This window comes from Flavobacterium sp. LHD-85 (genome assembly GCF_030929595.1).
Classification (GTDB): Bacteria; Bacteroidota; Bacteroidia; order Flavobacteriales; family Flavobacteriaceae; genus Flavobacterium.
In genome coordinates this window covers 282,796-308,033 of sequence record NZ_JAVFVR010000007.1, presented here as the reverse complement: position 1 = coordinate 308,033, position 25,238 = coordinate 282,796, and the positions used below count along the sequence as shown (strand labels likewise).

At 34.2% G+C, this 25,238-nt stretch carries 19 protein-coding genes; 4 read left to right on the top strand and 15 right to left on the bottom strand.

The features are described 5' to 3' along the window. Positions 1 to 196 precede the first annotated feature (196 nt). From RB618_RS14270 to RB618_RS14260, 3 genes are read left to right on the top strand one after another with little or no spacing between them, the layout of a single operon-like run. Positions 197 to 1,435, top strand: a complete 1,239-nt coding sequence (locus RB618_RS14270; RefSeq protein WP_308069126.1) for a tyrosine-type recombinase/integrase — start codon at positions 197 to 199, stop codon at positions 1,433 to 1,435. Continuing rightward, complete coding sequence (locus RB618_RS14265; RefSeq protein ID WP_308069125.1) at positions 1,428 to 2,447, top strand: tyrosine-type recombinase/integrase; 1,020 nt, start codon at positions 1,428 to 1,430, stop codon at positions 2,445 to 2,447. The genes RB618_RS14270 and RB618_RS14265 overlap by 8 nt, the downstream gene beginning before the upstream one ends. Next, on the top strand, positions 2,428 to 3,456 hold the full coding sequence (locus tag RB618_RS14260; protein ID WP_308069124.1) for a site-specific integrase: 1,029 nt from the start codon (positions 2,428 to 2,430) through the stop codon (positions 3,454 to 3,456). Before RB618_RS14265 ends, RB618_RS14260 begins: the two co-directional genes overlap by 20 nt. An 83-nt stretch (positions 3,457 to 3,539) precedes the next feature. Here RB618_RS14260 and RB618_RS14255 read toward each other — a convergent pair whose 3' ends face one another. The 5 genes from RB618_RS14255 to RB618_RS14235 form a co-directional block, all read right to left on the bottom strand. Next, positions 3,540 to 3,716, bottom strand: a complete 177-nt coding sequence (locus RB618_RS14255) for a histone H1 (RefSeq protein WP_308069341.1) — start codon at positions 3,714 to 3,716, stop codon at positions 3,540 to 3,542. A gap of 307 nt (positions 3,717 to 4,023) precedes the next feature. Continuing rightward, the gene (locus RB618_RS14250) at positions 4,024 to 5,346 is read right to left on the bottom strand and encodes a glycosyl hydrolase family 28 protein (protein WP_308069340.1); all 1,323 of its coding nucleotides are present in this window, start codon (positions 5,344 to 5,346) and stop codon (positions 4,024 to 4,026) included. A 26-nt stretch (positions 5,347 to 5,372) separates the two neighbouring features. Further along, the gene (locus RB618_RS14245; protein WP_308069339.1) at positions 5,373 to 6,662 is read right to left on the bottom strand and encodes a DUF4861 domain-containing protein; all 1,290 of its coding nucleotides are present in this window, start codon (positions 6,660 to 6,662) and stop codon (positions 5,373 to 5,375) included. 187 nt (positions 6,663 to 6,849) lie between these two features. After that, the gene (locus RB618_RS14240; protein ID WP_308069338.1) at positions 6,850 to 7,287 is read right to left on the bottom strand and encodes a hypothetical protein; all 438 of its coding nucleotides are present in this window, start codon (positions 7,285 to 7,287) and stop codon (positions 6,850 to 6,852) included. A 100-nt stretch (positions 7,288 to 7,387) separates the two neighbouring features. After that, on the bottom strand, positions 7,388 to 7,930 hold the full coding sequence (locus tag RB618_RS14235; RefSeq protein WP_308069337.1) for a hypothetical protein: 543 nt from the start codon (positions 7,928 to 7,930) through the stop codon (positions 7,388 to 7,390). A gap of 331 nt (positions 7,931 to 8,261) precedes the next feature. Here RB618_RS14235 and RB618_RS14230 point away from each other — a divergent pair, with 331 nt between their 5' ends. Continuing rightward, a complete protein-coding gene (locus RB618_RS14230) occupies positions 8,262 to 9,386 on the top strand; it encodes a histidine kinase dimerization/phospho-acceptor domain-containing protein (protein ID WP_308069336.1) in 1,125 nt (374 codons plus the stop codon). Positions 9,387 to 9,559: 173 nt separating this feature from the next. Here RB618_RS14230 and RB618_RS14225 read toward each other — a convergent pair whose 3' ends face one another. The 10 genes from RB618_RS14225 to RB618_RS14180 form a co-directional block, all read right to left on the bottom strand. Then, positions 9,560 to 10,303: a rhamnogalacturonan acetylesterase gene (locus RB618_RS14225; RefSeq protein WP_308069335.1), complete on the bottom strand. Its 744-nt coding sequence runs from the start codon at positions 10,301 to 10,303 to the stop codon at positions 9,560 to 9,562. Between the two features lie 229 nt (positions 10,304 to 10,532). Then, complete coding sequence (locus tag RB618_RS14220; RefSeq protein WP_308069334.1) at positions 10,533 to 11,888, bottom strand: glycoside hydrolase family 28 protein; 1,356 nt, start codon at positions 11,886 to 11,888, stop codon at positions 10,533 to 10,535. A 250-nt stretch (positions 11,889 to 12,138) separates the two neighbouring features. Then, a complete protein-coding gene (pelA, locus tag RB618_RS14215; protein WP_308069333.1) occupies positions 12,139 to 14,136 on the bottom strand; it encodes a pectate lyase in 1,998 nt (665 codons plus the stop codon). A gap of 7 nt (positions 14,137 to 14,143) precedes the next feature. After that, positions 14,144 to 15,733, bottom strand: a complete 1,590-nt coding sequence (locus tag RB618_RS14210) for a glycoside hydrolase 43 family protein (RefSeq protein ID WP_308069332.1) — start codon at positions 15,731 to 15,733, stop codon at positions 14,144 to 14,146. A 157-nt stretch (positions 15,734 to 15,890) separates the two neighbouring features. Next, complete coding sequence (locus tag RB618_RS14205) at positions 15,891 to 17,114, bottom strand: glycoside hydrolase family 88 protein (protein WP_308069331.1); 1,224 nt, start codon at positions 17,112 to 17,114, stop codon at positions 15,891 to 15,893. A gap of 22 nt (positions 17,115 to 17,136) precedes the next feature. Beyond that, positions 17,137 to 18,357, bottom strand: coding sequence for a glycoside hydrolase family 88 protein (locus RB618_RS14200; protein WP_308069330.1), 1,221 nt, complete (start codon positions 18,355 to 18,357; stop codon positions 17,137 to 17,139). Positions 18,358 to 18,362: 5 nt separating this feature from the next. Then, positions 18,363 to 19,328: a DUF4861 family protein gene (locus tag RB618_RS14195; protein ID WP_308069329.1), complete on the bottom strand. Its 966-nt coding sequence runs from the start codon at positions 19,326 to 19,328 to the stop codon at positions 18,363 to 18,365. 12 nt (positions 19,329 to 19,340) lie between these two features. After that, positions 19,341 to 20,279, bottom strand: coding sequence for an alpha/beta hydrolase (locus RB618_RS14190; protein ID WP_308069328.1), 939 nt, complete (start codon positions 20,277 to 20,279; stop codon positions 19,341 to 19,343). Between the two features lie 100 nt (positions 20,280 to 20,379). Further along, a complete protein-coding gene (locus RB618_RS14185) occupies positions 20,380 to 22,065 on the bottom strand; it encodes a RagB/SusD family nutrient uptake outer membrane protein (RefSeq protein WP_308069327.1) in 1,686 nt (561 codons plus the stop codon). A 13-nt stretch (positions 22,066 to 22,078) separates the two neighbouring features. Then, positions 22,079 to 25,207: a TonB-dependent receptor gene (locus RB618_RS14180; protein WP_308069326.1), complete on the bottom strand. Its 3,129-nt coding sequence runs from the start codon at positions 25,205 to 25,207 to the stop codon at positions 22,079 to 22,081. Between the last annotated feature and the right edge of the window lie 31 nt (positions 25,208 to 25,238).

Below are 25,238 nucleotides of genomic sequence, written 5' to 3'. Positions count from 1 at the left end.
TTATTTTTTTGATTCTTCAATATTATCAAAAGATATTGATAATATTGAAAATCAGAAGAAATAGATTATCACAAGTAGATAAACATTTTATTTCAAAACATCCTGACTATACAGGATAACTGTTGATAATCTTGTTTTGATAATCTTCATATATTGATTAGTGGTTACAATGTTGTAGCCACTAAATCAATTAGATATGAATTCAAAACCAATCGATGAGCTGATCCAATCATGCTTGCAGTCTTTAAATGAGACTAGTTACAACAGAGAAGTTACCATGGCGCATAAAAGGCGTTTTACCTTGCTTAAAAGCTTCATGGTTATACACTCAAAAGACCTTTATTCAGAGGTCATTGGAGAAAGTTTCAAGTTGTCCTTTCTTGAAACAAATTCTTTATCCGGTTATAAGTTTAAGAGTATTAAATCTTCTGTAAACTTATTAAACGATGTTCTCAATAATATTCCAATGAGAAGGAAGCGTATTAATCGGAAAGTATATCAATTCCCAGGTGAAATAGGAGAACAAATCCTTTCATTCTTAAAAGTATTTAAGGAAAAGGAACGTATTGCAGATAAGACCTTCTTCAAACACAGCCGGAATCTAAGCTATTTTGCTGTTAGAATGTACCACGATCAGATCGATCTGCATAATTTGAATGGTATCGCGATTAAAGAATTTACTTCGTCCCTAAAAAACTCTAAACTTTATGTGTGTGTTTCTTTGCGACATTTTCTTAATTATCTGTATGAAAGAAAACTAACAGATATAGATCTGCGCATTCCACTTAATCAAATAAAACGGAAATCATCAGTAGAAAAACTCCCTTCAGTATATAGTTTGGAAGAAATTCGTCAAATGGATAATGCTATCAATAGATCAAAGACCATTGGCAAAAGAAATTATGCAATATTTCTTCTTGCTTCGCGTCTAGGATTACGGGCAAGTGATATCTGTTCCTTACAATTTGGCAATTTAGATTGGAATCGCAACACCATTCGTTTTGAACAGTACAAAACAGGGCAAGATATTGAGTTGCCATTACTTCCCGTGGTTGGCGAGGCGATTATTGATTACATATGTTATGGCCGTCCAAAATCACAAATCAAAACTATTTTTCTCAGTGGCATTGCTCCTTTCGGCCCAGTATCGGCTGCCAATATATTTGCCATAATCAATGAAATAATAAGCAAGTCCAAAGTGGAAACAAACAGCAGGCATCACGGATCGCATAGTTTACGGCATAGTTTAGCCTCTCAGTTATTGGAACAAGGTACGACACTTGCAGTAATATCAGATTCTCTCGGACATAGTAGTAGTGAATCAACCATGTTCTATCTGGGCATAGACGTTAAAGGATTATTGGCTTGTTCACTTGAGGTTCCCTTGGTTCAGGAAAAATTTTATATTCAAAAAGAAGGAGGATTTTATGAATAGTTCAGATAAATTTAGCAGCATCTTTGCTCCTTATATTAGGAGTTATATTAAGGAGAAAGAACTCCAAGATTTAAAAATAGAAAGATACAGAAGTTTCTTATTGGATTTTGATAGATTTTTGTCGAAAACTGCAAAAAATGATCTTCTAATTAATTCTGAAGATATAAAGAGATGGGCAGATACACGTATAAATGATAAAAAGACAACCCTTTATGCGAGGTTCTGTATCATATCGAACTTCTGTCGGTATATGGGTAGTCTTGGTCACGAATGTTATGTTCCTCTTCACCCCAGAAGATCTTTTGAAAGTACAATCACTACAGTGTTTACTCACAGTCAAATACACAATATTTTCGATGCGTGTGATAATATGGTAACAAAAACCCGTTGCCCAAAGAGTATGCTATTTGTCATACCTGCATTAATCAGAACGTTGTACAGTACTGGAATAAGAATAGGTGAAGCCCTTGCTATAATGAATAAGGATATTGATTTTAAACGGAACGCTCTTGTAATTAATGATACCAAGAACAACAGGTGCAGAATTGCACCAATTAATGAGTCTCTGGAAAAAGTTCTAAAACAATATATTGAATATAGGGATAAGCTTCCTATATGTGACATTGATCATCCTGATTCTTATCTGTTTGTTTCAACCTTAGGAAAGTCTTGCAGCCATATTCCTGTATATAAATATTTTGTCAGCATTCTTGAAAAATGTGAAATCTATGGCAGTTTTGGAACTAATAACCCTTCACTGCATTCGATCCGGCATACAACAGCGGTACATTCGCTTGTTAAGTTAACTGGTGCAGGAAAGGATTTATATTGCTCCCTGCCTTTACTTTCAGTCTTTTTGGGACACAAGAGCGTTATCGGTACAGAATCCTATGTTAGACTGACTCAGGAAATGTATCCCGAAGTCCTTAAACTGGATATGCACACTACGGATCAAATTTTCGCAGACCTTAACTTAAAACTTCAAAAGAACTATGAAAAAGAGGTCAACTGATTTTGCTGAATATTTGGAGGCATTCTTCATTGAATATCTGGGAGCAGAAATAAATGTAAGTAAACATACTGTTCGCTCCTATAGAGATACTTTTGTCCATTTGATCGATTATATGGACAATGTGCAAGGAATATCAGTCAATAAGCTTATGATGAAGGATTTTGATCGTGACATTATATTAGCCTTTTTGAATTGGCTGGAAGAAAAAAGAAACAATAGTATTGCCACACGAAATCAACGCTATGCCGCAATACGTTCGTTTTGTCAATTCTTGGAAAGAAAAGACCCGACAAGATTGGCAACCTGGCAATCAATGCGCTCCATCAGGATAAAAAAGAAAAAGAAACCTTCAGTGAATTATTTAACCGTTGAGGAAATCAGATGCATCTTGGATCAGGTTTCACTAAAGAATAGACATGGACGTCGCAATCTAACAATCCTTACGTTACTTTACGAAACAGGAGCTAGGGTTCAGGAACTAATTGATCTTACACCTGCCAGCATTAGACTTGAAAAACCGGCAATAGTCCGGTTACATGGTAAAGGGAACAAATCTCGAATTGTACCACTAAGAGATCAGATGGTTGAAATTCTCAGAACTTACATTGAAGAAAACCACTTGCTTATTCCTTCAAAGAAAGAACATCCCTTGTTCTTCAACAGTAGTGGGCATAAACTCACAGGATCGGGTATCACATATATACTAAGAACCTATGTAGTAATGGCGCGTACAACAGAACCAGAACTGATACATGAGAAAATTAGTCCACACTGTCTTCGACACTCAAGAGCCATGCATCTACTTCAAGCGGGTGTGAACTTAGTCTATATCCGTGATTTATTGGGACATGTTTCCATCCAAACGACGGAAATATATGCAAAGGCAGATTCAAGATTTAAAAGGGAGGCTTTAGAAAAAGCTTCGGAAAACTTTTTTAATATGGATATAAAAGAAGCTTCCTGGAATGATGACAAAGAACTGAAATCGTTCTTAAAGGGACTAGCTTAGTATATTATTATGAAAAGCTGTTTTTTAGAGTATCTCTGTAATTAATTGATTATCAAAGATTCTAAAAAACAGCTTGTGATAATTTACTTCTTCTGATTTTCGATAGAAACTTTTCTGAACTCTTTTAAAAGTTTTTCAATTTCTAAAGTTGATTTACGTGCTCTTGGTCCAGCAGCTTTAATTCCTTTTTCAGTCAAAGATTCAGCTTCAGCTTTGAATGTTTCAATTTCGGCGTTGATTTTTACTAATAAATCTTTCATGCTTATATATTGTTAAATTAAGCCACAAAAATAAAAGTTTGTGTGATAGTTACAACAATTTTGCTGTTAAATTTAATGCAGTTTTTCATTCATTTTCTTTACAATAAATTGACTTCTGCCCCATACTAAAAACCAGCAAACACAATACATTAACAATCAAAGACTTACTTTAAAAGTGTTTTTACAACAATAGTTTTAAAGCTTTGTAGAAAGTATCGAATTAAAGGTAATTTCATCCAAAAAGAAGGCTTATACGTCTTCTATTTGTTAATTTTTGAGCGGAAAAACTCCTCAAAAAAGGAAAATTTTACTCAATAAGAGTCTTATTAAGGTAAACATTCTTTAAAACAAGTCCATCTATAAGGCTTTGATCCATCTTAGCTTTTACAGACTCGATATTCAAATTTTCAAATCTAAAATTGCTCAATCTAACATTAGGGTCTTTTTCTACACCATAAAAATTGGTGCACTTAAGTGTGATATTTTTCAAAGTAATTTGATCTCCATAAGATAGCGGAATATCTTTGCGATTTTTTAGGTCATAAAATTGTCTCCATGCAAAAATAGCCAAACCTGTCTCCGCTTCACCTTTTATGTTTTCAACTAGAATATATTCGTAACGCTGTGGTGTATCTGGTCGCATTTTTAGCCAAAGCAACCGCGAAGCTCCATCAATCTTGCTATTTCTAAAAATGATATTTCGGTTATGAATAGCCTCACTCCCATTGGTCAACGCCGAATGGCAAAATCCAAAAGTGCAATCCTCAATTATGATATTCTTATTAGGGCCGTTATTTGAATCTTTATCTGCATAAGGTCCTTTCCCGCCTTTTAAGGCAACTGCATCGTCATTAACCGACATATAACAGTTTTTAATCAAAACATTTTCGCAGACATCAAGATCAATGGCATCAGTACTTGGGGCTTTAATGCCAATATGCGGTGAAAAAATATAAAGATTTAGCAGTTTTACATTATTGCATTTATAAAAATGATTGGTCCAAAAACCAGAATTAATCAACTTTACATCTTGAAACTGAACATCGTTTGAATTCCATACAAATATTAATCTCGGGCGAGAAACTTCAAGGTTTGTGCATTCCGGATTTTCACTTCGTCTTTTCCAGAAAGCTTCCCAAAACTTTTTTCCGTTTCCGTTTATAGTTCCCTCTCCCGAAATAGAAAAATGATCTACTCCATATGCATTGACCAGAGCAGGAAAATAATCCAGATTTTGCCCTTCCATCCTAGAAGGCATAATCGGATAATCTGCAATATTATCTGAACCTTTTAATACCGCCCCTTTTTCTAAAAACAAAGCTGTTTTTGGCTTAAAGAACAAAGCGCCACATAAAAATACTCCTTTAGGAATTACAACTACACCACCTCCTTTTTCTGATGCCTGATCAATCACTGCTTGAATGGCTTTTGTCTGAACGATTGCACTATCTTGTTTGACGCCAAAATTGGTTATACGATATTGTTTTCCTAAATTTTTTAATTGTATTTTTTGATACGCTGTAAACCAATTGCTAATGGTGCTACCATCAGGAAAAGATGATGTAATTTGCTGCGGAAAAGCAAAAGTCAAATTCCCTAAAAGAGTTAAAATCGCTAGAACCTTTCTCATCTGCACAACAATCAATAGTTTCAAAATTACTTTACATCAACTTTAACTTTAGCAGAAAGCTGCTTTGCCAAATTTGTTACGTAATTGGTAAAAAAGGCTGAGTCATTAAATCCTTTATCGGCACTTAATTCCCAAGCTGCAATAGCATAATAGCTGATTTCTTTATTGTTTTCAACTTTTAATTTTGCCAAATACGAATCTGTCAGCTGTCCTGTTTTTGGAGCTTCAATATAACCTTGATAAATCTTCGCAGGAACTAAAATAGCTGTACCTAAAATCCATTGGCGCTCGTAAGTCAGATAATCATGTTGAATTAAGCACACCCAATCACCTGCTTCAATAACCTGAAGCGGATTTTTGTTGTTTAAGTTAGAAATTGCTGCCAGAAAAGTTTCGTTTCCTTTAATGCCTTTTATAGAAACAGTATTTTTATAACCATACATTCCAGGCCAGATCGAAGTAGTTTCCTGCACTTGATACAAATTTCCAGAAGCATTCCAGTTTTCGTAGTGATAGCTTAAAACCGAATTTACCGGTCCTTCTGCAACAATCTTAAAAGTGGTCTTTTCTACATTATTAATAGTATCGTTTCCTAATATTCCAAGTCTGTTTATTTTATTATCTATCAACAATGCGTAACCGCCTAAACCTACAGAATTTCCAACTGGAAAAATATCTCTTCCCCAATCATACATTACATGATAATTATCTTCAACTGCACCTTTACTGTTTATACCTACATTTTCAGGAGTTATACCTGGAAGTTTTTTCCCGAAAACATCTTTAGAATTTCTTCCATCGAGATAATGTCTAAAACCAACTTTGTCATTTTCCCAAGTTGGCCCGTCTGTCTGATATTTTTGGTATCCGAGCTTTTTATGCACTTGATTTGCCATTAAGACTTCTTGAGTATCTGGATGAACAGGCAAATTCTTTCCTTCTCTTTTCCCAAAACGCACACTTGTTTTTACTGTAAACTTCGGATCTGTATTGGACCATTTTAATTGAATACTTTTTCCTTCATTTGGCAAAAAATCAACTGCAAAAAAAAGTTCGTCCCATTTTCCATCACCATTCAGATCATTAGTTTGCGCCGGAATTGTATCTGCCTTAAAAAGCAAAATAGGAAAAGCTCCCTTAATATTGTTTTCTCCAAGATTTTCTCTTTTTATAGAAATTGCCTTCTGTGTGAGCTCCAAAGAACTGTTATTCTTTAAAACAATTATTTTTTCGGATACATTTTGAGAAACTTTACAACTAATTAACAATCCTGTAACTAAAGCGATTGAAAGATAAAATGATACTCTTTTTTTCATTATTTCTTATTCTTTTTTTTTCCGAACAATTTAAGAGTTTTAATTGTTATAATAACACTTAAAAATAAAAACTTTATTTAGAAAATGCAATCAGATACTAAAAAAGCAGGATAAAGAACAACATTTACCCTGCTTTTATGAAGCACATTTTATGTTAAATGTGCGGCGAAAAAAAATAAAAAATAAATTAAAATAGAAAGTATATAGCTTTGTAATACTCTAAGAATCTTTTCTGAGAAGCTTTTGAAGACTTAAAAGATTCTTTTTCGGATTTAGAATCCAATTTATTGCGAAAAAATTTCTTTAATTCTTTTAAAAATTCAGTTCTTGTTTTCGACTCATCGAACAAAATGAAATTATATGTTTCTTCTAAAAATGCTATACTCCTATAGAGATGGATATCAAATAAGCAGACCAAAGCATGCGAGTCTTTTTTTTTCTGTGATAAAAAGTTGAGCAATTCTTTCCTATCATTTATTACATAAATTACATGATCAAATTCTTTTCTTCTCCTATCATTCAATGCTAATTCTTCAAAAAAGTCAAACTCTTCTTTAAATCTCCGTTTAAACATCTTTAAGAAAGTTGCGCTGTTATCACACACTAAAACCTTTTCCTTTTGCATCTTATCTCATTAAAATATATCACAAAGCTAAGCGACTAAAAAAAAAGTAACTGCCTTTAAAAGTCAGAAAATTAACATGATAGGGCAATTTTAAGTAATTTCAAACTTTTATAATGTGTATAACATTTTGCTCGACAAAGGCTAATAGTTCTTCCATCTTTCTATAATCGTAGTCTTTTCTAGAAATAGAAATAATATAATTGTTCTCTTCTTTTATATATAGAAACAGGAAATTTTTGGTCAGAATTGCTTTTTCTATTGTAGTCCATTTATGAGTTAATCTACCTAAAGGAAATCTAATGCAGACTGTAGAATTGGTAAATACGAATTTATATCTCCTATTTAGCTTTTTAAACCTCAATAATCGCTTTGCTATTTGAAAAACAATGCCCGAAACTGCATCTATAAAAGAGTTTTCAATAATGACAAAAAAAACAATTATCCCCAAACTTCTTATAAGCCAGAGAAAAAAATCGTCTTCTAGATTGACATTGCTTAAATCAGAAAAAATAAGAAGAAGTAAAACCAATATTGAAACAAAAATAATATGCTGTTTAAACAAATGTTCAAAGTACATTTTGTTTAATTTTCTTATTTCAGAAAAATTTAACGGAAACTCTAAAGAAAAATTTGTGGTATTCATGGTTTAGTCTCGGATTAATCGGAATACAAAATTATCTTTAAGATTTTCTATACAGTAGACCTTAAAGTTTTTAAACTATCATAATAAGACTTTTTAAATATTGCTTTGCAACGTTTTATTTTGGAATAAACAAAAAGTACGATTTTTTATATAAAAATTTAATATTAAAAACAGCTCCTAAAAGACAAAAAAACAATAAAATAAGACACAAAAATAATTCATATTTATTTTATTTTCAAATAGTTACATTATTAAAAGGTTTTATTCATAGGTTCAAATTATTTATTTACTTTTGAATCTTATTTAAATATATTATAAATATTTTCCTACGATGTATTTATTATCAACAGAAGACGCTTTAAGAGAAAAAATTAAAGAACTTACCTGCCTTTACGAGATTTCAAAAACGATTTCAAAATCAAAGTCCATAAATATCCAGACATTTTATGATATAATTATCAGCGTAAAAAACGCATGGAGATATTGTACAGAAAATGAGGTCGAACTTCATATTAAGGATTATCATCTCTCGACCGCAGAAGAAATAGAACAGACCATTTCTCAATCTAGCATGATCATCGTAAATAAAACAAACTACGGTCATATCAAAGTACATTATCCATCCAAAAAATACAATTTGACTGATTTTAGCGATGATGAACAGCAGCTTCTTGATACTATTGCAATAGAAATAGGAAACTATGTTGATAAATATCAAACCTTAGAAAGGAAAGCCGCTTTGAGGCAAACAATTGAACGCATGGAGCGCCTTTCCCTATTAGGCGAAATGACTGCTGGAATAGCGCATGAGCTAAATACACCTTTGGGCAATATTTTGGGTTTTGCCGAACTGATAAAGGAACAAAATTCAGATCCGGAAATTAGTGCCGATATCTCTATTATCATCAATTCGGTTATCTATTCTCGCGAAATTGTTAAAAAACTCATGTTCTTTTCTTGCGAAATTCCTCAAAAATTAGAACTGCAAGAACTGAAACCGATTATTGTTTTTGCTTTATCGTTTTTGAAATCTAATTTTCAAAAAAAAGCAATAAGACATGAATTATTTTTCAAAGACGATACTATTGCGGTTAGAGTAGATTCTGTTCAAATTACACAAGTCCTCTTTAATCTGCTCATAAACGCAATTTATGCTTCTCCAGAAAAAAGCACCATTAAAATTGATGCATTTGGTGCTTTGGTTCCAATACCAACCTGCGAACGGGCTGAGAAGGTAGCCAAAATAACAAATAAAGGGAGTAATCTATTTTTCATAACCTTAATTATTATGTGTTTTAATTATTTTCTTAAGTCTTTACAATTCAAACATCTAGATTTGAAAGTGCAAAGTTCTTCTGAAAATAGATTTATTTTTGCCCGTAGAAGTTTTAAAACTTATAGATTAAGGTATATATTAAAATATTTGTTAAATTCTAAAGAAGAAACCCGATATTGACCACAGCGAACGATTAGCCGGAGGAATAAAAAAGAACATAAACAACTAACAAACAACTTATTAATATAAAAACAAAAGAGAGAAAACTCACGTTTCCTCTCTTTTGTTTAGTATGCTATTTGATTATTTAAACAGATGTTTTTTCAGATATCACTATATTTTGAATGTCCGTTTTACTTTATTGCTTTTTTTAAGTTTACTAAAGATTTATCCTCCATAAACTTAATTTGGTTTATTACTATTTGTGCAATTTTTTGTGCTCCTAATAAAGAAAGGTGTGTGTCATCAGCTTTATCTTTATCATAATAGGCATTTTCACCAGCTTTAAAATGCAAGTGCAGTAGTTTTGATTTTTCAGGGCCATAAGACTGTTCTAGTAATTCTGTATAATACTCCAAATCTATAAAAGGCACATTATATTCCTGTGCCACCAAACGGGTTTCTAAAGGATAATCGCCATGTGTTGGCACTAAAACTCCTTTTTCGTTAAAGTTGCGTCTGCTAATAGAGGTCAACAATACAGGAATTGCGCCTTTATCTCTACTTTCTTTTACAAAACGAATCAAATTGTGTCTATAAGCGGTATGTGGATTGGTGTAGCGTGTTGAGTCTTCTATTTTTTCGTCATTGTGACCGAATTCAATAAATAAATAGTCCCCTTTTTTCAGCTTTCGATAAATCGAATCCCAGCGTTTTTCTGCGATGAAGCTTTTAGTACTTCTTCCGTTTACGGCTTTGTTGATTACTGTAATATTTTCGTTGAAAAATGGCTGCAATACTTGCGCCCAACCGTGTTCTGGATTTTTTTCGGGATCTTTTTTATTGGCCATTGTAGAGTCGCCTATACAATATAAGGTAGTCTTTTGTGCGAAACTAACTGTCGTAATTAGAAGAGTTAGAATGATATATTTTTTCATTTTCTGTTATTTTTGTTTTTTACTGCGAAGTTTTTTTTACCGCAAAGACGCTAAGGTTTACGCAAAGTTCGCTAAGTTTATTTTTGTTTCTCTTTTTTGTCTAATGAACACAAAGCTTTGTCGATTCTCTTTGTGTAGACACACTGCAGTGCGTCTCTACGGAAAAAATCTTTGCGAACTTTGCGCTTTCTTTATGTTCTTTGCGGTAAAAAACCACTTTATAATAAACCTAATGCTTTGAAACTGCCGTAGGCACTCCAGCTCGTTGCCCTATAAATACATCTGTCATCAAGACGTTTTCTGCGTTTTCGTTTGATAGCGCGTTCTTCGCTTCTTTGATTTCTATATTTTTTAATGATATATTTTTGATTTTTTTATCTGCAAATCCCTGAATGACAATTCCAGATTCTGATGCTTTGTTGCAAGTAATATTCGAGAAATATACATTTGATATATCTGATTGATATCCTTTACCTTCTCCATGGTAGTTTGCTGTAATGTACAAACAGTCCTCGACTTGATCTAATTCAATATTTCTAACAAATATATTTTTAATATATCCTCCACGATCAGCATTGGTTTTTAAATAGATGCCTCTCTTTAAATATCCTACTGTTTTGCAGTTTTCTACAAATACGTTTTGAACGCCTGCCGACATTTCGCTACCGATTACGACTCCGTGCAATCCTTTAAAATTACAGTTTCTAATGATAATATTTTGGCTTGGCGTTGCTGTATTGGTTCTTCCTTCATGGTCTCTACCTGCTTTTATGGCAACATTATCGTCTCCATTGTCAAAAGTGACATTTTCAATTAAAACATCTTTTGCATATTCTGGATCTATTCCGTCGTTGTTATGATTGAGTGATTTATAACTTATACCGCGAACGTTTATGCTTTCGGATTTTAAAAGATGCAGACACCAAAATGGCGAGTTTTCGATTCGAATATTCTCAACCAAAATATTTTTGCAGTTTAAAAACTGAATCATCTGCGGTCTTAAAAAGTAACCTTCTCCAAATTTTCTTTCGCTTAATGGAGTATTGTTATGATTCATATCACGACTTCTATTCTTGCCTTCGTTTTCTTTTGCTTTAAAGGTTTTCCAAGTTTTCCCTCCTTCTCCATCAATAATTCCTTCTCCTGAAATGGCAATATTACTACAGTTATTAGCATATATTAGCGGACTATAATTGTAAAGCATGGTACCTTCCCAACTTGTTAAAACCATTGGCAAGTAATCTTTCGGATTATCACTGAATTTGATTTTTGCTCCTTTCTCTATCTTGAGATTGACATTGCTAACAAAATGAATTGGCCCATTGACTTTGTAAATCCCTTTTGGAACAATAATAGTTCCGCCGTTATTTTTTTTACACAATGCCATTGCTTTATCAAAAACTTTTTTGTTATCTGTAATCGAATCTCCTTTTGCTCCTAATTTCTGTACATTGATTTGAAACAAAGGAATTTCTGGAAGTTTTATGTTTTTTACAATAGAATCGACTTTTGCTGAAGGAAAATCTCCGTTTTGTGCAAAACAAGTGCTGCAAACAAGTACTAAGAACAGATATTTTAGATTCATTTTTCTAATATTGTGTTTTTTTATTTCACGCAGATTCTGCTAATTTTAGCAGATTTGCGCAGATTTAATTCTAAAAAAATCTTTTTAATCTGCTTTGATCTTTTTAAATCTGCGTGAAATTTTTTCTCTCGCTGATTTAGCAGATTTCGGAGATTTATTTTTTGTTTGTTTTTGTTTGTCGTCTTACTTTAGTTTTCGATCTCACTTTTCAATGCAAACTGTGACCGAATACTGAGACTGCAAACTGTGACTAAAAATACCAATTAGACACTTTATCACTAAGAACGTTCTCTATCGAATACTGCGCTGCCTCTTTCTTGGAAAGCTGACGCGACCATTTTACTCTTTTTGATGGTTGAAAGCCTTCGCCTGTGCAATTGTATTCGGCATAAAAGGCATTTTTTTCTGCTTCTGGTTTCGACCAGTTTTCCCAGCCTTCTGGTTTAATCTGTGCCCCCATCTCGCAGTTTATGAAAACGGTTTTGGCATAAATGCGCCATGGTCTTCCTAAATAAACATCTTTTGCCTCTGGATTTGCTGTCAGTTTACAATTCTTAAAAACGAATCCAAACGGCGTTCCTTCTGGAGTTGAAGCGGCTGTAACATACGAACTTTTGATGCTGTGAATGGTGCAGTTCTCAAACAAAGCTGTCGCGCCTCCAAAAATAAAATCGGTTGTTCCTTCTATATAACAGTCTTTAAAATACTGTTTGGCCTCTTTTCCTGATAAGTACAAAGTATCTTGATTCCCTAAAAGATTACAGTTTGTTATTTTGGCGCGATTGGCTGTAACTGATAATGCAATGGCTTGTCCGTGTTCTCCTGAAGTATTTTTAATGGTTAAGTTTGATGCCGAAAAATCGTCTCCTTCAACCAAAAGCGTGTAGGTATAAAAGGTACTGTTTCTTCCTAGAGCAATTTTCGAAAAATTATCATCAAAGGTAATGATGGTGTTTTCTTTGCTTTCGCCTTGTAAAACTACATGGGTGTTCCATTCTGGAATTCTTACTTTTTCGTTGTACGTTCCGTTTTTTACAAAGATTGTCACTTTTTCATAAGGAAAAGCGGGAGTTGCATAAACAGCATCCTGAATTTTGGTATAATCTCCAGAACCGTCTTGTGCTACGGTAATATAATTGACATTTTTCTTTTCGGCGGCACCTACTTTAGTACCGTTTTTTATTGCCCAGTCGGGAAATTTTTTCAAAACTTCTTGTGGCGCATCCGAATACCATGAATAGCCATTTCTTCTTTCTGATCCAATTTGGTCCAATGATTTTTTCCTAATTCCATCACGGTCACAAAAGAAAGGTTCATTGGTTTCCAAATCCATAAACCTTGCCCAAATTGGTTTTGCATTTGCTGTTAGAATCATTTTTTTATCTACAATTTTTCCAGCATCATTTAAAACTCTTTTTTCTTCTAAATTGGTGATTTTTGTTTTTTCGAACCACTCGACAGCACTTTTTACAGCTATTACAATTTCTCTTGAAGGTTTATCAATCGACATTAGAAGCAATGTAATTTTTGCCGATTCATAGCCACTTAACGATGCCAATTCGAAAGCTCTGGCATTTGCAGGTGCCAATGTAACTTCGTCATGCTGTGCGCACCATGCAGTTAAAACTCCATTTTGCTTGTATTGTGTTTTTAAGATGCAGTCAATTCCTTTATCAAAAGATTTTTTACATTTTTCTACAACCTCTTTTGATGGTTTAATGCTGTAATAATCCGATTCGTCTGCTATTGCTTTTATTACATTCATAATATTCACCATAGAATCGTCATTGTAAGTAATATGCGTATAATATCCTTTTTTTAACGGATAAAACTGTGGCCAACCGCCATTTGCATATTGTGCTTCTAGCAGATAATTTAAACCTTTTAAGAAAGATTCTCGGTAACGCTCGTCTTTTACCTGTGCATACATTCTAGACATAAAAAGCATTTCCTGACAGGTTGCTCCATTATCTGTAGTAGTTTCTACGGCCGTTTTTTTGAGTACAATTAAATCCTTTTTCTTTTTTTCGGTCAGCTCATCCTGCATCTGAATATTCTTTGGCCAGCCTCCAATATCTCTTTGGTAGAGCAATACATTCTCGGCAATTTTTTTTGCCTCTGCTGTTGCAAACCAAGCGGCATCATTCTTACGAATAATTTCTGGCCATCTTTTGTATGTATTCTGAGCATTTACAGCAAAACTGCAAAGGCATATAAAAAGCAATAGTTGTTTTTTAAACTCCATCATTTCCTTCTTATTTCGTTACTCTAAACCAATCGACTTCAACATTTCCCGAATCATTTTTTATTTCTTCGCCTAAAGCAAAAAGTCCGACTTTGGCACCAATCCATTTTCCTTCTCTTGCTTTAAAATCATTTCCAATTGGCTGATAATTTTTATCGTCTAGACTATAGAAGAAACTGCACATCCCGCCTTTCTTAATTTGCACTCGCAAGTAAATTGTCTTATTTTCTATTAAAACTGATTTTGTTTCTGTCTCTGAAACGGTTTTGTCAAAAGTTCCTGTTTTCTGGCTTAAATACAATTTTCCGCTATTGTTTTTAAAACACAAATAACTGTAGTCTAATCCCATAATGATTAAACCTGTCGATTCGCCGTTTAATCTTGGATTGAAAGTTAATTTGACTGTAGCGGTAAATTCTTCTGCTGGGAATTTTTGCAATAGTAAATTCGGTGCATTGAAGATGTTCGAAGTGCTAGTGTTGCAAAACAGATTCAGATATCCTAAACTAGTCGGAAATCCGAAATTGATTTGTTTATTGGCCTGCCATTGCCATTGCAATCCCAGTTTAGCTTCGTTAAACTCATCTGAAGTTGCTGGAACTTCGATCGGGTATTTTTTACCTACATTTGGTTTTCTGTAAGTTGTAACTGGTTCGCCAATTCCGTTTTTATCAAAATCCTCTCCCATAACCGGCCAGTCGTTTACCCATTTCATTGGCTGAAGATGTACAATTCGTCCGTACGCTTCTTTATCCTGAAAATGGAAAAACCAATCTTCTCCTGTCTGAGTAGTGACCCAAGCCCCTTGATGCGGACCGTTTATTGTGGTCGAACCTTGTTCTAGAACTTTCTTTTTTTCATACGGTCCGAAAACATTTTTCGATCTTAAAACCGTCTGCCATCCTGTTGGAACGCCACCAGCTGGAGCAAAAATGTAATAATATCCATTTCGTTTATAAAATTTAGGGCCTTCAATAGTTTCTTCGCCCTTATGCCCGTCAATAACCATCACTTCGTCATTGCTTACCACAGTTCCCTCTGGATTCATGGTACAAACCACTAACAAACTTTTAATCTGCGCTCGACTTCCTGCAAAAGCATAAGTCAGATAAGCTTTTCCATCTGTATCCCAAAGCGGACTAGGATCGATCAATCCTTTTCCTGCCTTAACCAAAAGCGGTTCAGACCAAGGCCCTTCTGCTTTTTTGGCTTTTATCATATAGATTCCGAAATCGGGATCTGGGTAATAGATATAAAATTCGTTTTTATGAAAAGTAATGCTTGGCGCCCAAACTCCGTTTCCATGTTGTACGCTATCGTACGTTTCAAATGGTGGCTGTTTTACCAAAGCATGTCCGATAATTTTCCAGTTTACCAAGTCTTTAGAATGTAAAATAGGCAATCCAGGAATACAGTTAAAAGATGAAGCCGTCATATAATAATCATCGCCTACGCGAACAACATCTGGATCTGAATAATCGGCATGAATAACAGGATTAGTGTATGTTCCGTCTCCGTTATCTGGCGTCCAAACTTGCGCGGTATTCTTTTGAAAAGGAATAATACAGAAAAGGAATAGGATGATTTTTATGTTTTTCATTTTTAACTATACTTTTTATTTAAACCCGACAGGTTTTGAAAACCTGTCGGGTTTGTAACTTATATTTTCTTTGAGTGAGTTTCTTTGCGATGCTTCGACTCCGCTCAGCAAGACAAAGCAGAGCATTCATAACTCAAAACTCATAACTTCTAAAAAATTATCTATTCAATTCAATAGCTGCCAAAATAAATGGCCCTGTTGCTTTAGGATCATTGTCTTTTTTTCTTTCGTTTACGTAATATTCGTAAGAACCGTCACGATATGGATTTCCTCCTAAACCTGCCACTTGACAGCAGTTTGTTAAAGTGATTCCGCCATCTTCGTCTACTTTTTTGATTAAAACAGTAGTCAAACCACCAAAAGCTTTGTTGGCTGCTTTTTTAAATTTAGCTGGCAAATAACCTTTGTTTGCTCCTTTTGCATAAGCGTAAGCAAACATAGCTGAACCAGAAGCTTCTAAATAGTTTCCTTTCTCACCACCTTTGTCTGTAACTTGATACCACAAGCCTGATTTGCTATCCTGAAATTTAAGTATCGCTTCAGAAGCATTATTTAAATACTTAATTAACTCTTTTCTTTTTGGATGGTCTTTTGGCATATAATCTAAAACATCAACCAAAGCCATTACATACCAGCCTAAAGATCTAGACCAGAAGTTTGGAGAGTTTCCTGTTTCTTTATTTGCCCAAGGCATTTGTTTGCTTTCATCCCATCCGTGGTACAATAATCCTGTTTTTGGATCGGTTGCCTTAAGTTGAATCACTTCAAATTGTTTTGCAATATCATCAAAGCTTTTTCCGTTTTCAAATTTTGCTGTATATTCTGCATAGAATGGTTCTCCCATATACAAACCATCTAACCACATTTGGTTTGGATAGATTTGTTTGTGCCAGAATCCGCCACTTTGAGTTCTTGGCTGTTCTGTAAGCTGTTTGCGAATTAGCTGTAATGCTTTTAAATATTTTTCATCTTTTGAAGTTTCATAAACATCAAAAAGCAAACGTCCTGGCAATACTAAATCAATATTGTATTTATCAAACTCATACGTAGTAATGCTTCCGTCTGTTTGCACAAACTGATCTACATAACTTCTTACGTAAGTTTTGTATCTAGCATCAGGATTCTTTTTGTACAATTCTTCTATTGAATGCAGCACTAAAGCATGAACATAATCCCACTTTGGCTTTTTAGCATCGTCAATCATATACGATTCTGGATGGCGTTTCATCAAGGTCAAAGCCATTTTATCAGACCATTTTGCATTCTTTCCAATTACGATATCTTTTGCAGGTTCTTGTGAGGTTACTTTACAGCTCGTAATTGTCATAACAAATACCATTAGAGCCGACATGAAGTAATTGTGCTTTCTACTATTTTTCATTTCAACATATATTTAAATTCAACTATTTTTCTAATTCGATTGATGCTAATAAAAATGCTCCAAGGCCTATTGCACCGTTTTCTTTTGTTTTGGAAGACAAATAATAATTATTTGTTCCGTCACGGAATGGTTTTCCTCCCAAACCTACATTTGATGAAACATTCAAAACATTGACTTCTCCTTTTTTATCTACTTTCACAAATTCTTTTATAAAACTGTCAAATGATTTTTTGGCTGTTGATTTATAGCTTGACGCTAAATAGCCTTTATTCGCTCCTTTTGCAAATGCATAAATAATCATTCCAGAAGCAGATGGTTCTACATAATTTCCGTATAATTCTGGTTTATCGGCAACTTGATACCATAACCCGTTTTCACTTTTGTACTGATTCACATTTTTTGCAATCTGATTCAAGAACCCGACCAAAACCTCATATTTTGGATGTGATTTCGGAAAATAATCTAATGTTTCAACCAGCGCCACCATGTACCAACCAATTCCCCTGCCCCAAATAGTTGGCGAAGTTCCTGTTTGTTTATCTGCCCAAGCAATTTCTTTACTTTCGTCCCAAGCTTGATAAACCAAACCTGTTTTCGGGTCTACAATATGATTTTGAACTAACTCAAACTGTTTTGCAATATCATCTAAGCTCTTTCCTTTTTCGTACTTAACCGTAAACTGCGCATAAAAAGGTTCTGCCATATACAAACCGTCAATCCACATTTGGTTTGGGTAAATCTGTTTGTGCCAGAATCCTCCGCTTGGCGTTCTTGGCTGGCTTTCTAACTGATTTCTCAGTTTTCCAATAATCTGCAGATAGCGCGAATCTTTTGTAACATTGTATAAATTAAACAGCAATTTCCCTGGATTCAAACAATCGATATTGTATTCTTTAATATCATATTTTTTGATATTTCCAGTACTGTCAATCATTCCGTCAACATACTCTTTAATATAATTAAGGTATTTTTTATTGTTAGTCTTCTGATATAATTTTTCAAAACCAGACAATACAAAACCCATTTTATAATCCCATTTTGGTTTGTCATTACCGTCCAGCTGCCATGCATTCGGATACTTATTTAAAATAGAAAGGGCTGTTCGTTCTGACCACTTTAAATCGTACGGAATAACATTATCTGATGCTTCAGCTTGATTTTGAGCGCTAATTTTATTTCCAAAAATCAGAATTAAAACCAGAATATTTCCAAAAATGAACTTTGTTGAAAGAGATTTACGCATAAAAATTACATTTTGCCTTTTTTATTCAGTACTTCCAATTGTTTATCTAAATATTGAGCAAATTCTTCTTTTGTTTTGATTCCGTTTACTTCTTGTTCCCAAGCTCCCAAAAGGTAAAAAGTCACCGCTTTTGTAGTTGGTTTAAAAACTAAAAGATAATCTAAATCTGTATCTGCAACATTTTCGATAGTACTAATTTCATAAAAAATTGCCATTCCTAACTTATCTGGAACCAAAGATTGTTCTCCGTAAGTAGCCAAATATGCCCATTTTTTGTTTTTGCTTTCTTTCTTAAGCAATTCAGCCGTTTTTTGTTTTACAATTCCAGTACAGATTCCTTTGATTGCTTGTGATGCTTTAATCGCGTGCTGCGTATATAACTGATCTGGTTTAATTGTTAATTCTGAAGTAAAATCGATTTTATCTGAAGCCGTTTTCCATCCATAATAATTTACTTTTACAACAGATTCATTTGTTTTATTAGCCACTGTTGCAATGGTTGAATCGACTTCACGGAAGTGTAATTTTTCATTGTTTAAATAACGGTCAATAGAACCAATTCCGATTCCTTTCCCTGCTTTTAAAATATCTGCTCCCCAATCGCTCATTTCATGGTACGAATCGAAACCGTCCTGCCCTACTTTTGGCAGAATATTTTCTGATGTCTTTTTTCCGAAGATATCAATCGCATTTCTCCAGTCCAAATATAAACGGTAACCAATTCTATTATTTTCCCAACCTGGACCTTCGTAACGAATATCAAAAGAGTGGTCAGTATGTTCTGGAGCCAGTTTTAATCGATCCACATTTTTAAATACAGTACCGCCTTTATATTTTCTTCCTTCCCATTTTCCGTCTGTTTTTGCAGAAATTTCGGCATACGTTTTATTGGTTTTGATATCATATTTCTGCGCATTTATGGCTGTTAAACCAGCGAAAAATAAAACTGCTGTGGTGATTTTTGCTTTCATTTGTATTCTAAATTATTTAAAAATTTTATCTAAAAATCGTACGCTGTACGAGATTGTCTGTGTAAACCAAGGGTCATAAAACCAAAATGAATGTGGCGAATCTGGAATGGTCTGCACTTCATTATAAATTTTATATTGATTCAAAATCTGAATCATATCGTCTCTTCCTGCATGAAATCTCGGAATACTACTGCAGATGTATAAAACTGGTGGTGTATTTTTGTCCGTATGACTCAATGCCGAAGCGTTTTTCCAATTCTCAGGAATCTCATCTGATTTTCCTCCTAACCAAACTGCCGCCATATCTCCTTCTGAAGATTCTGGATGTTTGAATGCCAAAACACCATCTACATCTATTATGGCATGAACTTTTGAAGAAGAACGGCTTTTAAAATTTTTATCTTCAAAAAACGGATCATTATTTGTTGTACCAATCAAAGCTGCCATTTGCCCTCCTGAGGAACAGCCTAAAACCGCAATTTTGTTTGGATCTACATTAAATTTTGCCGCATTATCTTTGATAAATTTTATCGCATTCTTTACATCAATAACTCCTGTTGGGTATTTTGCTTCCAATGACAATCTGTATTCGATAGCAAAACAAGAATAGCCTTTTACAGCTATTTCTTTTCCTATAAACTGCATCTGATTTTTATTCCCCGATCTCCATCCTCCGCCATGAATCATAATTACGGCAGGATTTTTTTTCTTTTTGGTATTGATGAAAGCATCAAAATGCAAAATACGATCTTGTTCTTTATTATAAACTAAATCAAATGTTTCTTTAACATCTGGATTTGCCTTTATTTCTGGAATGGCAATAAATGGATATTTCTTAATTAATTTAGCGTAAGTGCTTTTAATGGTATACGATGTGTCTACCTTGTACTGCTGGCTTTGCATTACAATTACATTAAAAAACAACACTATTATTAATTTAAATTTTCGCATTTCTAATCTTGACTTTTTAGTTAAGAAAGGAGTTCGACCAATAGTCAAACTCCTTTTTAACTACTTCAAAAAACATAGTTCTCAAAAAACTAACAAATTACTAATAACCAGGATTTTGAGGAAAATCTTTATTTTGGTTTAAATCTAAAACCGTTTGCGGTATTGGTCTTAAAATTTTAAGCTGACCGTCAACACCAACAAAATTTGCTGCTTTAATTTTATAATTATGAGCTGAAGCTCTCGCTACCAAAGTTCCAGTACGTTTTAAATCGAACCAGCGTTTGTATTCTCCTAATAGCTCTCTTCCTCTTTCGTCAAGGATATAATCGATATTAAATTGATCTAAAGTTGCATTTGCTACGCCTGCTCTTCTTCTTACTTCATTTAAACGAGCTAGACCAGTTCCAGGATTTCCTGCTTTTAAATATGCTTCGGCAGCAACCAAGTAAGTTTCTCCAAGTCTAGAAACAATAATATCTCTTGTGCTCACAGGTCCTGTGCTTGATGGTGTGGTCGGATTTGCATCATCAAATTTCTTAACTGGAATAGTATAACAATCTAAATTCTTGATTAAGGTATGTGCTGCAGAATATTCTCCCCAAGGATGGTACACAAATGTTGCAGATTTTCTAGAAGCATTAGCTGTGTTCCAAGCAGTTCTGTCAGCCGCAGTAAACCATTTTGGCTCATAAAAATGTCTCACTTTTAATGAAGCAGGGTTTGAACTTCTGTAGTACGGATAGTATAAAATAGTTTTTGTAACCCCGTTTGTTGTTTCAGGTCCCTCTACAATTTCAGTCATAAAAGTAGCATTCCATCTTGCATCGCCTTTTTCGTATAAACCTAAAGCATAATCTGTAGGACATAAATTGTAGCTTCTTAATGGCGCTCCTGTTTCTGCTCCTCCTAAATAAGAACTGAAATAGTAAAACTGGTTGTTACCCAATTTTGTTGGATCTGTACTTGTTGAAGCTTTATCATACTGTACTGAAAAAATAGTTTCAGCATTCAAATCGTTATCTCCTGTCGCTGTTGTAACAAACAATTGATTAAACGGAATATTTAGAGCTTGTCCGGCAATTGCAGCATCTGCGTAAGCGGCAGCTTTTGAAAAATCATCCGCTTTACCAAAAGTTTCGTATCCTCTTGTTAAGTACACTTTTGCCAATAAGTCGTTTACGGCTCTTTTGTTTACTTTTCCAGCTGTACTATATGCTGCAGTTCCAACATTTGCCAAAGCAAAATCTAAATCTGCTATAATTTGTGTATATACTTCTTCTGCAGTGTTTCTTGTAAAAGATAAAACTGGAGTTGTTATATTATCTAAAACAATTGGAACACCTCCATAAGTCTGAACTAATAAGAAATAAGCATTTGCTCTTAAGTAGCGTGCTTCTCCAACAAGTGTATTTAAATTTGGTGTCTGTTCTGTAATTGTAGAATAATAAACGGTTTTGTTTACTGCCTGAATCTGCTGGTAACAAGAATTGTACAAATCAGCAACGTTGTCTGAGGACGGAATTAAAAGCGCGTACTGGCTTAATCCTGCTGGCTCTGGAGTTCTTCCTTCGGCATACATATCTGTTCCAGCTTCAAAAAGCCACGGATTTCCACCATAAATTCCTTTTAGCCAAGCATAGTTTGTATTCACCAATAATTGAAATCCTGTTGCTGTTTTATATGTTGCGTCTGCCGGTACAAAAGAACGGCTATCTTCTTCAATATAATCACTGCAAGAACTTACAGCTGCAGCAATTATCCCTATCATTACTAATATTTTTTTCATTTGAATATCTTTATTAAAATTTAACACTTAATCCCAATTGTGTAGTTACTGCCGCTGGACGGTTTACTCCAAAAGAAGAAGCTGCCCATTCTGGATCGTAACCATCAAAATCTGTAAACACAAATGGATCTAGAACGTTCACGTAAATTCTGAAATTAGAAATTTTTAGTTTTTTCAATAGTTCAGAATCTAAAGTGTAACCTAAAGATATATTTTTGATTTTCACGTAAGAAACGTCTCTGTAATACCCAAATAGAGAAGTCCAATATGCTCCTGCACCTGTTGCTACAGGTCCTGGTCTTGGGTTTGTGTTATTTGCATTAGCTTCAATTCCTGTACCGTTGGTTGGAATAAAGTAATCCATTGCTAATTTCTGACGTCCACGGTCACTTACATCAGCAAAGTTTTGGTGAAAAGTACTTAAAACCGTTTGACCTTGGCTTGTTAGAACTGAGAAATTAAAATCAAACTGTCCCACAACGAGCTTTGAATATAAACTTCCTTGCCACTCTGGGTTTGGATTTCCAATTACTGTTCTGTCGTCCTGATTAAATTTACCGTCTCCATTTAAATCTTTTGGTCTTGCCTGCCCTGGAGCCATTCCGTAAGAAGCTGCCTGCGCTGCTTCACTTTCTTGCCAAACTCCGTCGTAAACATAATTGTAGTTCGGGTTTAATGGAGCTCCAAGAATTAATTTGTTTCCAATATCACTTACTTTATCTTGATTGTAAATTGATTCTAATTCATTTACGTTTTTAGTAAATGTAAAAGTCGTTTCCCAAGTTACTTTTTGAGTCTTGATGTTTTTTGTAGTCAATAACGCTTCTATACCTTTATTGCTAACAGATCCAACATTTGCAAATGTATTTTTCCAACCTGACTCCGCTGGTAATTGCTGTTTGTAAATCAAATTGTCTGATAATCTATCATACACATCTACAGTACCTGTAATTCTGTTTTTTAAGAATCCAAAATCAACACCTATATTATATTCTCTTGTTTTCTCCCAAGTCAAATTCGGATTAGCCAAATTCTCTGATTGCCATCCTGGCAAAACATTTGATCCAGCCGCATAAAATGTCTGCTGATTTAAAAGTGCTTGAGAAGTATAAGGCGCTACGTTATCATTTCCTGTATAACCAATACTAGCACGCAATTTTAAATCTGAAACCACAGCGCTATTTGCTAAAAATGATTCTTTGCTAAGTTTCCATCCTAGAGCTAATGATGGGAAACTTTCCCATTTATTGCCTTCAGACAAAACAGACGAACCATCCCATCTAGTAGAAGCTGTAACTAAATATTTGTCTTTAAATGCATAGTTTAAACGTACGGCATAAGAGTTTAAAGTATTTTTGGCATAAGCAGATTTTATTACATAACTCGTTTGAGCCCCAGAACCCATATTGTCTGTTCCAACATCAAATGGCTGATTATTAGAATACATATAAGAGCTTTCGTCAACATTAGAATACAAACTCTGCAATAATAATACGCTAACGTCATGCACTTCATTAAAGGTATGTTTCAAATCTATTTGATTATCCCAAGTATAGTTGAAGTTGTTTATATTTTCTAAAGTAGCAGAATTTTTTCCGTTTAATGTTACCCCTGCATTTGTTTGAGCTGTATAAGCTTTTGAATTTTGAGTATCCATAATTCCTGCAGCAAATGTTGTTTTAAACGAAAGCCATTTTAAAGGTTGATATTGGAAATAAGCGTTACCAACTGTTTGCCATGTTTTTTCTGTTTGAGAAGAATTCGCAATCTCCATTAACGGATTGACTGTAGACGTTTTGTTAATTGCCCAAGAACCATCAGGATAAGTCAGTTTTCCTGGTAAGAAAAATAAAGTTCCTACTTTCTCATTTCCTTGCGCATCAACTGCCCATGGAGACATAAGCGGACTTAATCTAAATGCATCCTGCATTGCCAAATCACTTCCTAGCTGGTTATCTAATCTTGCAATTGTAACGTTTACCCCAGTAGAAAATTTGTCGTTTATTTTATGATTCAATCCTAATTTAAAAGAATATTTATCTGTTGCATCATTTTCTATAAGTCCGCGATCACTCTGGATTCCGAATCCTAAGTTATAGCTTAAACCAGAATCTGAGCGCCCTGAAATATTTAAATAATTATTCTCTGTCATTCCTGATTGAAGTACAGCATCATACCAATCAAAATTGTAACCGCTATTGGCACGAGAAACCAATAATGGACTTTGGTTTCCTGCTAAAGCAGCCAATTGCGCTGGAGTTTGCGTTAGAGGTGTTGCACTCATATAGGCAACTTGATGAAATTTCCACCACTCTTCTCCAGTCATCATTTTTGGCAATCTAGTCGCAATTTTATTTCCGTAAGAAGTGTCAAAAGTTACGCTGATTCCGGCTTTTGCACTAGTTCCGCTTTTTGTTGTTACAATGATAACCCCATTTGATCCTCTAGAACCATAAATAGCAGCCGAAGAAGCATCTTTTAAAACGTCCATTCTGGCAATATCCTGCGGATTTAAGAAATCAATTCCGTCCATCGGCACACCGTCTACAACGTATAATGGAGACGATCCTACCATACTTGGATTACTTGAATCTGCAATTAGCGAGTTGTTTCCTCTAATTACCACTTTAAATCCGTCTCCTGCACGTCCTGATGAAGATGAAATCTGAACCCCTGGGGTACTACCTTGAATAGCTTCTAAAGGATTGATTGTATTTCTTTCTGTGATAGTTGCTGCGCTGATTGTACTAACAGATCCAGTAAGATCAGTCTTTTTTACAGAACCGTATCCTACAACAACAACTTCTGTTAATGCATTTGATTGTTCAGCTAAACTTACGTTTATTTTAGTTTTTCCAGCAACACTTACTTCTTGCGTCTGAAATCCTAAATAACTAATTATTAAAGTCGCTTTACTATTTGATACATTAATTTTAAAACTTCCTTCAAAATCTGTTGAAGTTCCATTTTTAGTTCCCTTTTCATTAATGTTTACCCCTGGCAGTGACATTCCTGTAGCATCGGTAATCTTCCCTTCAATTGTGGTTGACTGCGCATTTATGGAATTGCACAGTAAAAAATTCAGGAAAAAGAAAAATACAAAGTACTTATCTTTTTTCTTAGATAATTGTTTAATACTCATGTGGTTTAATGTTTGGTTAATTGATAGTGTT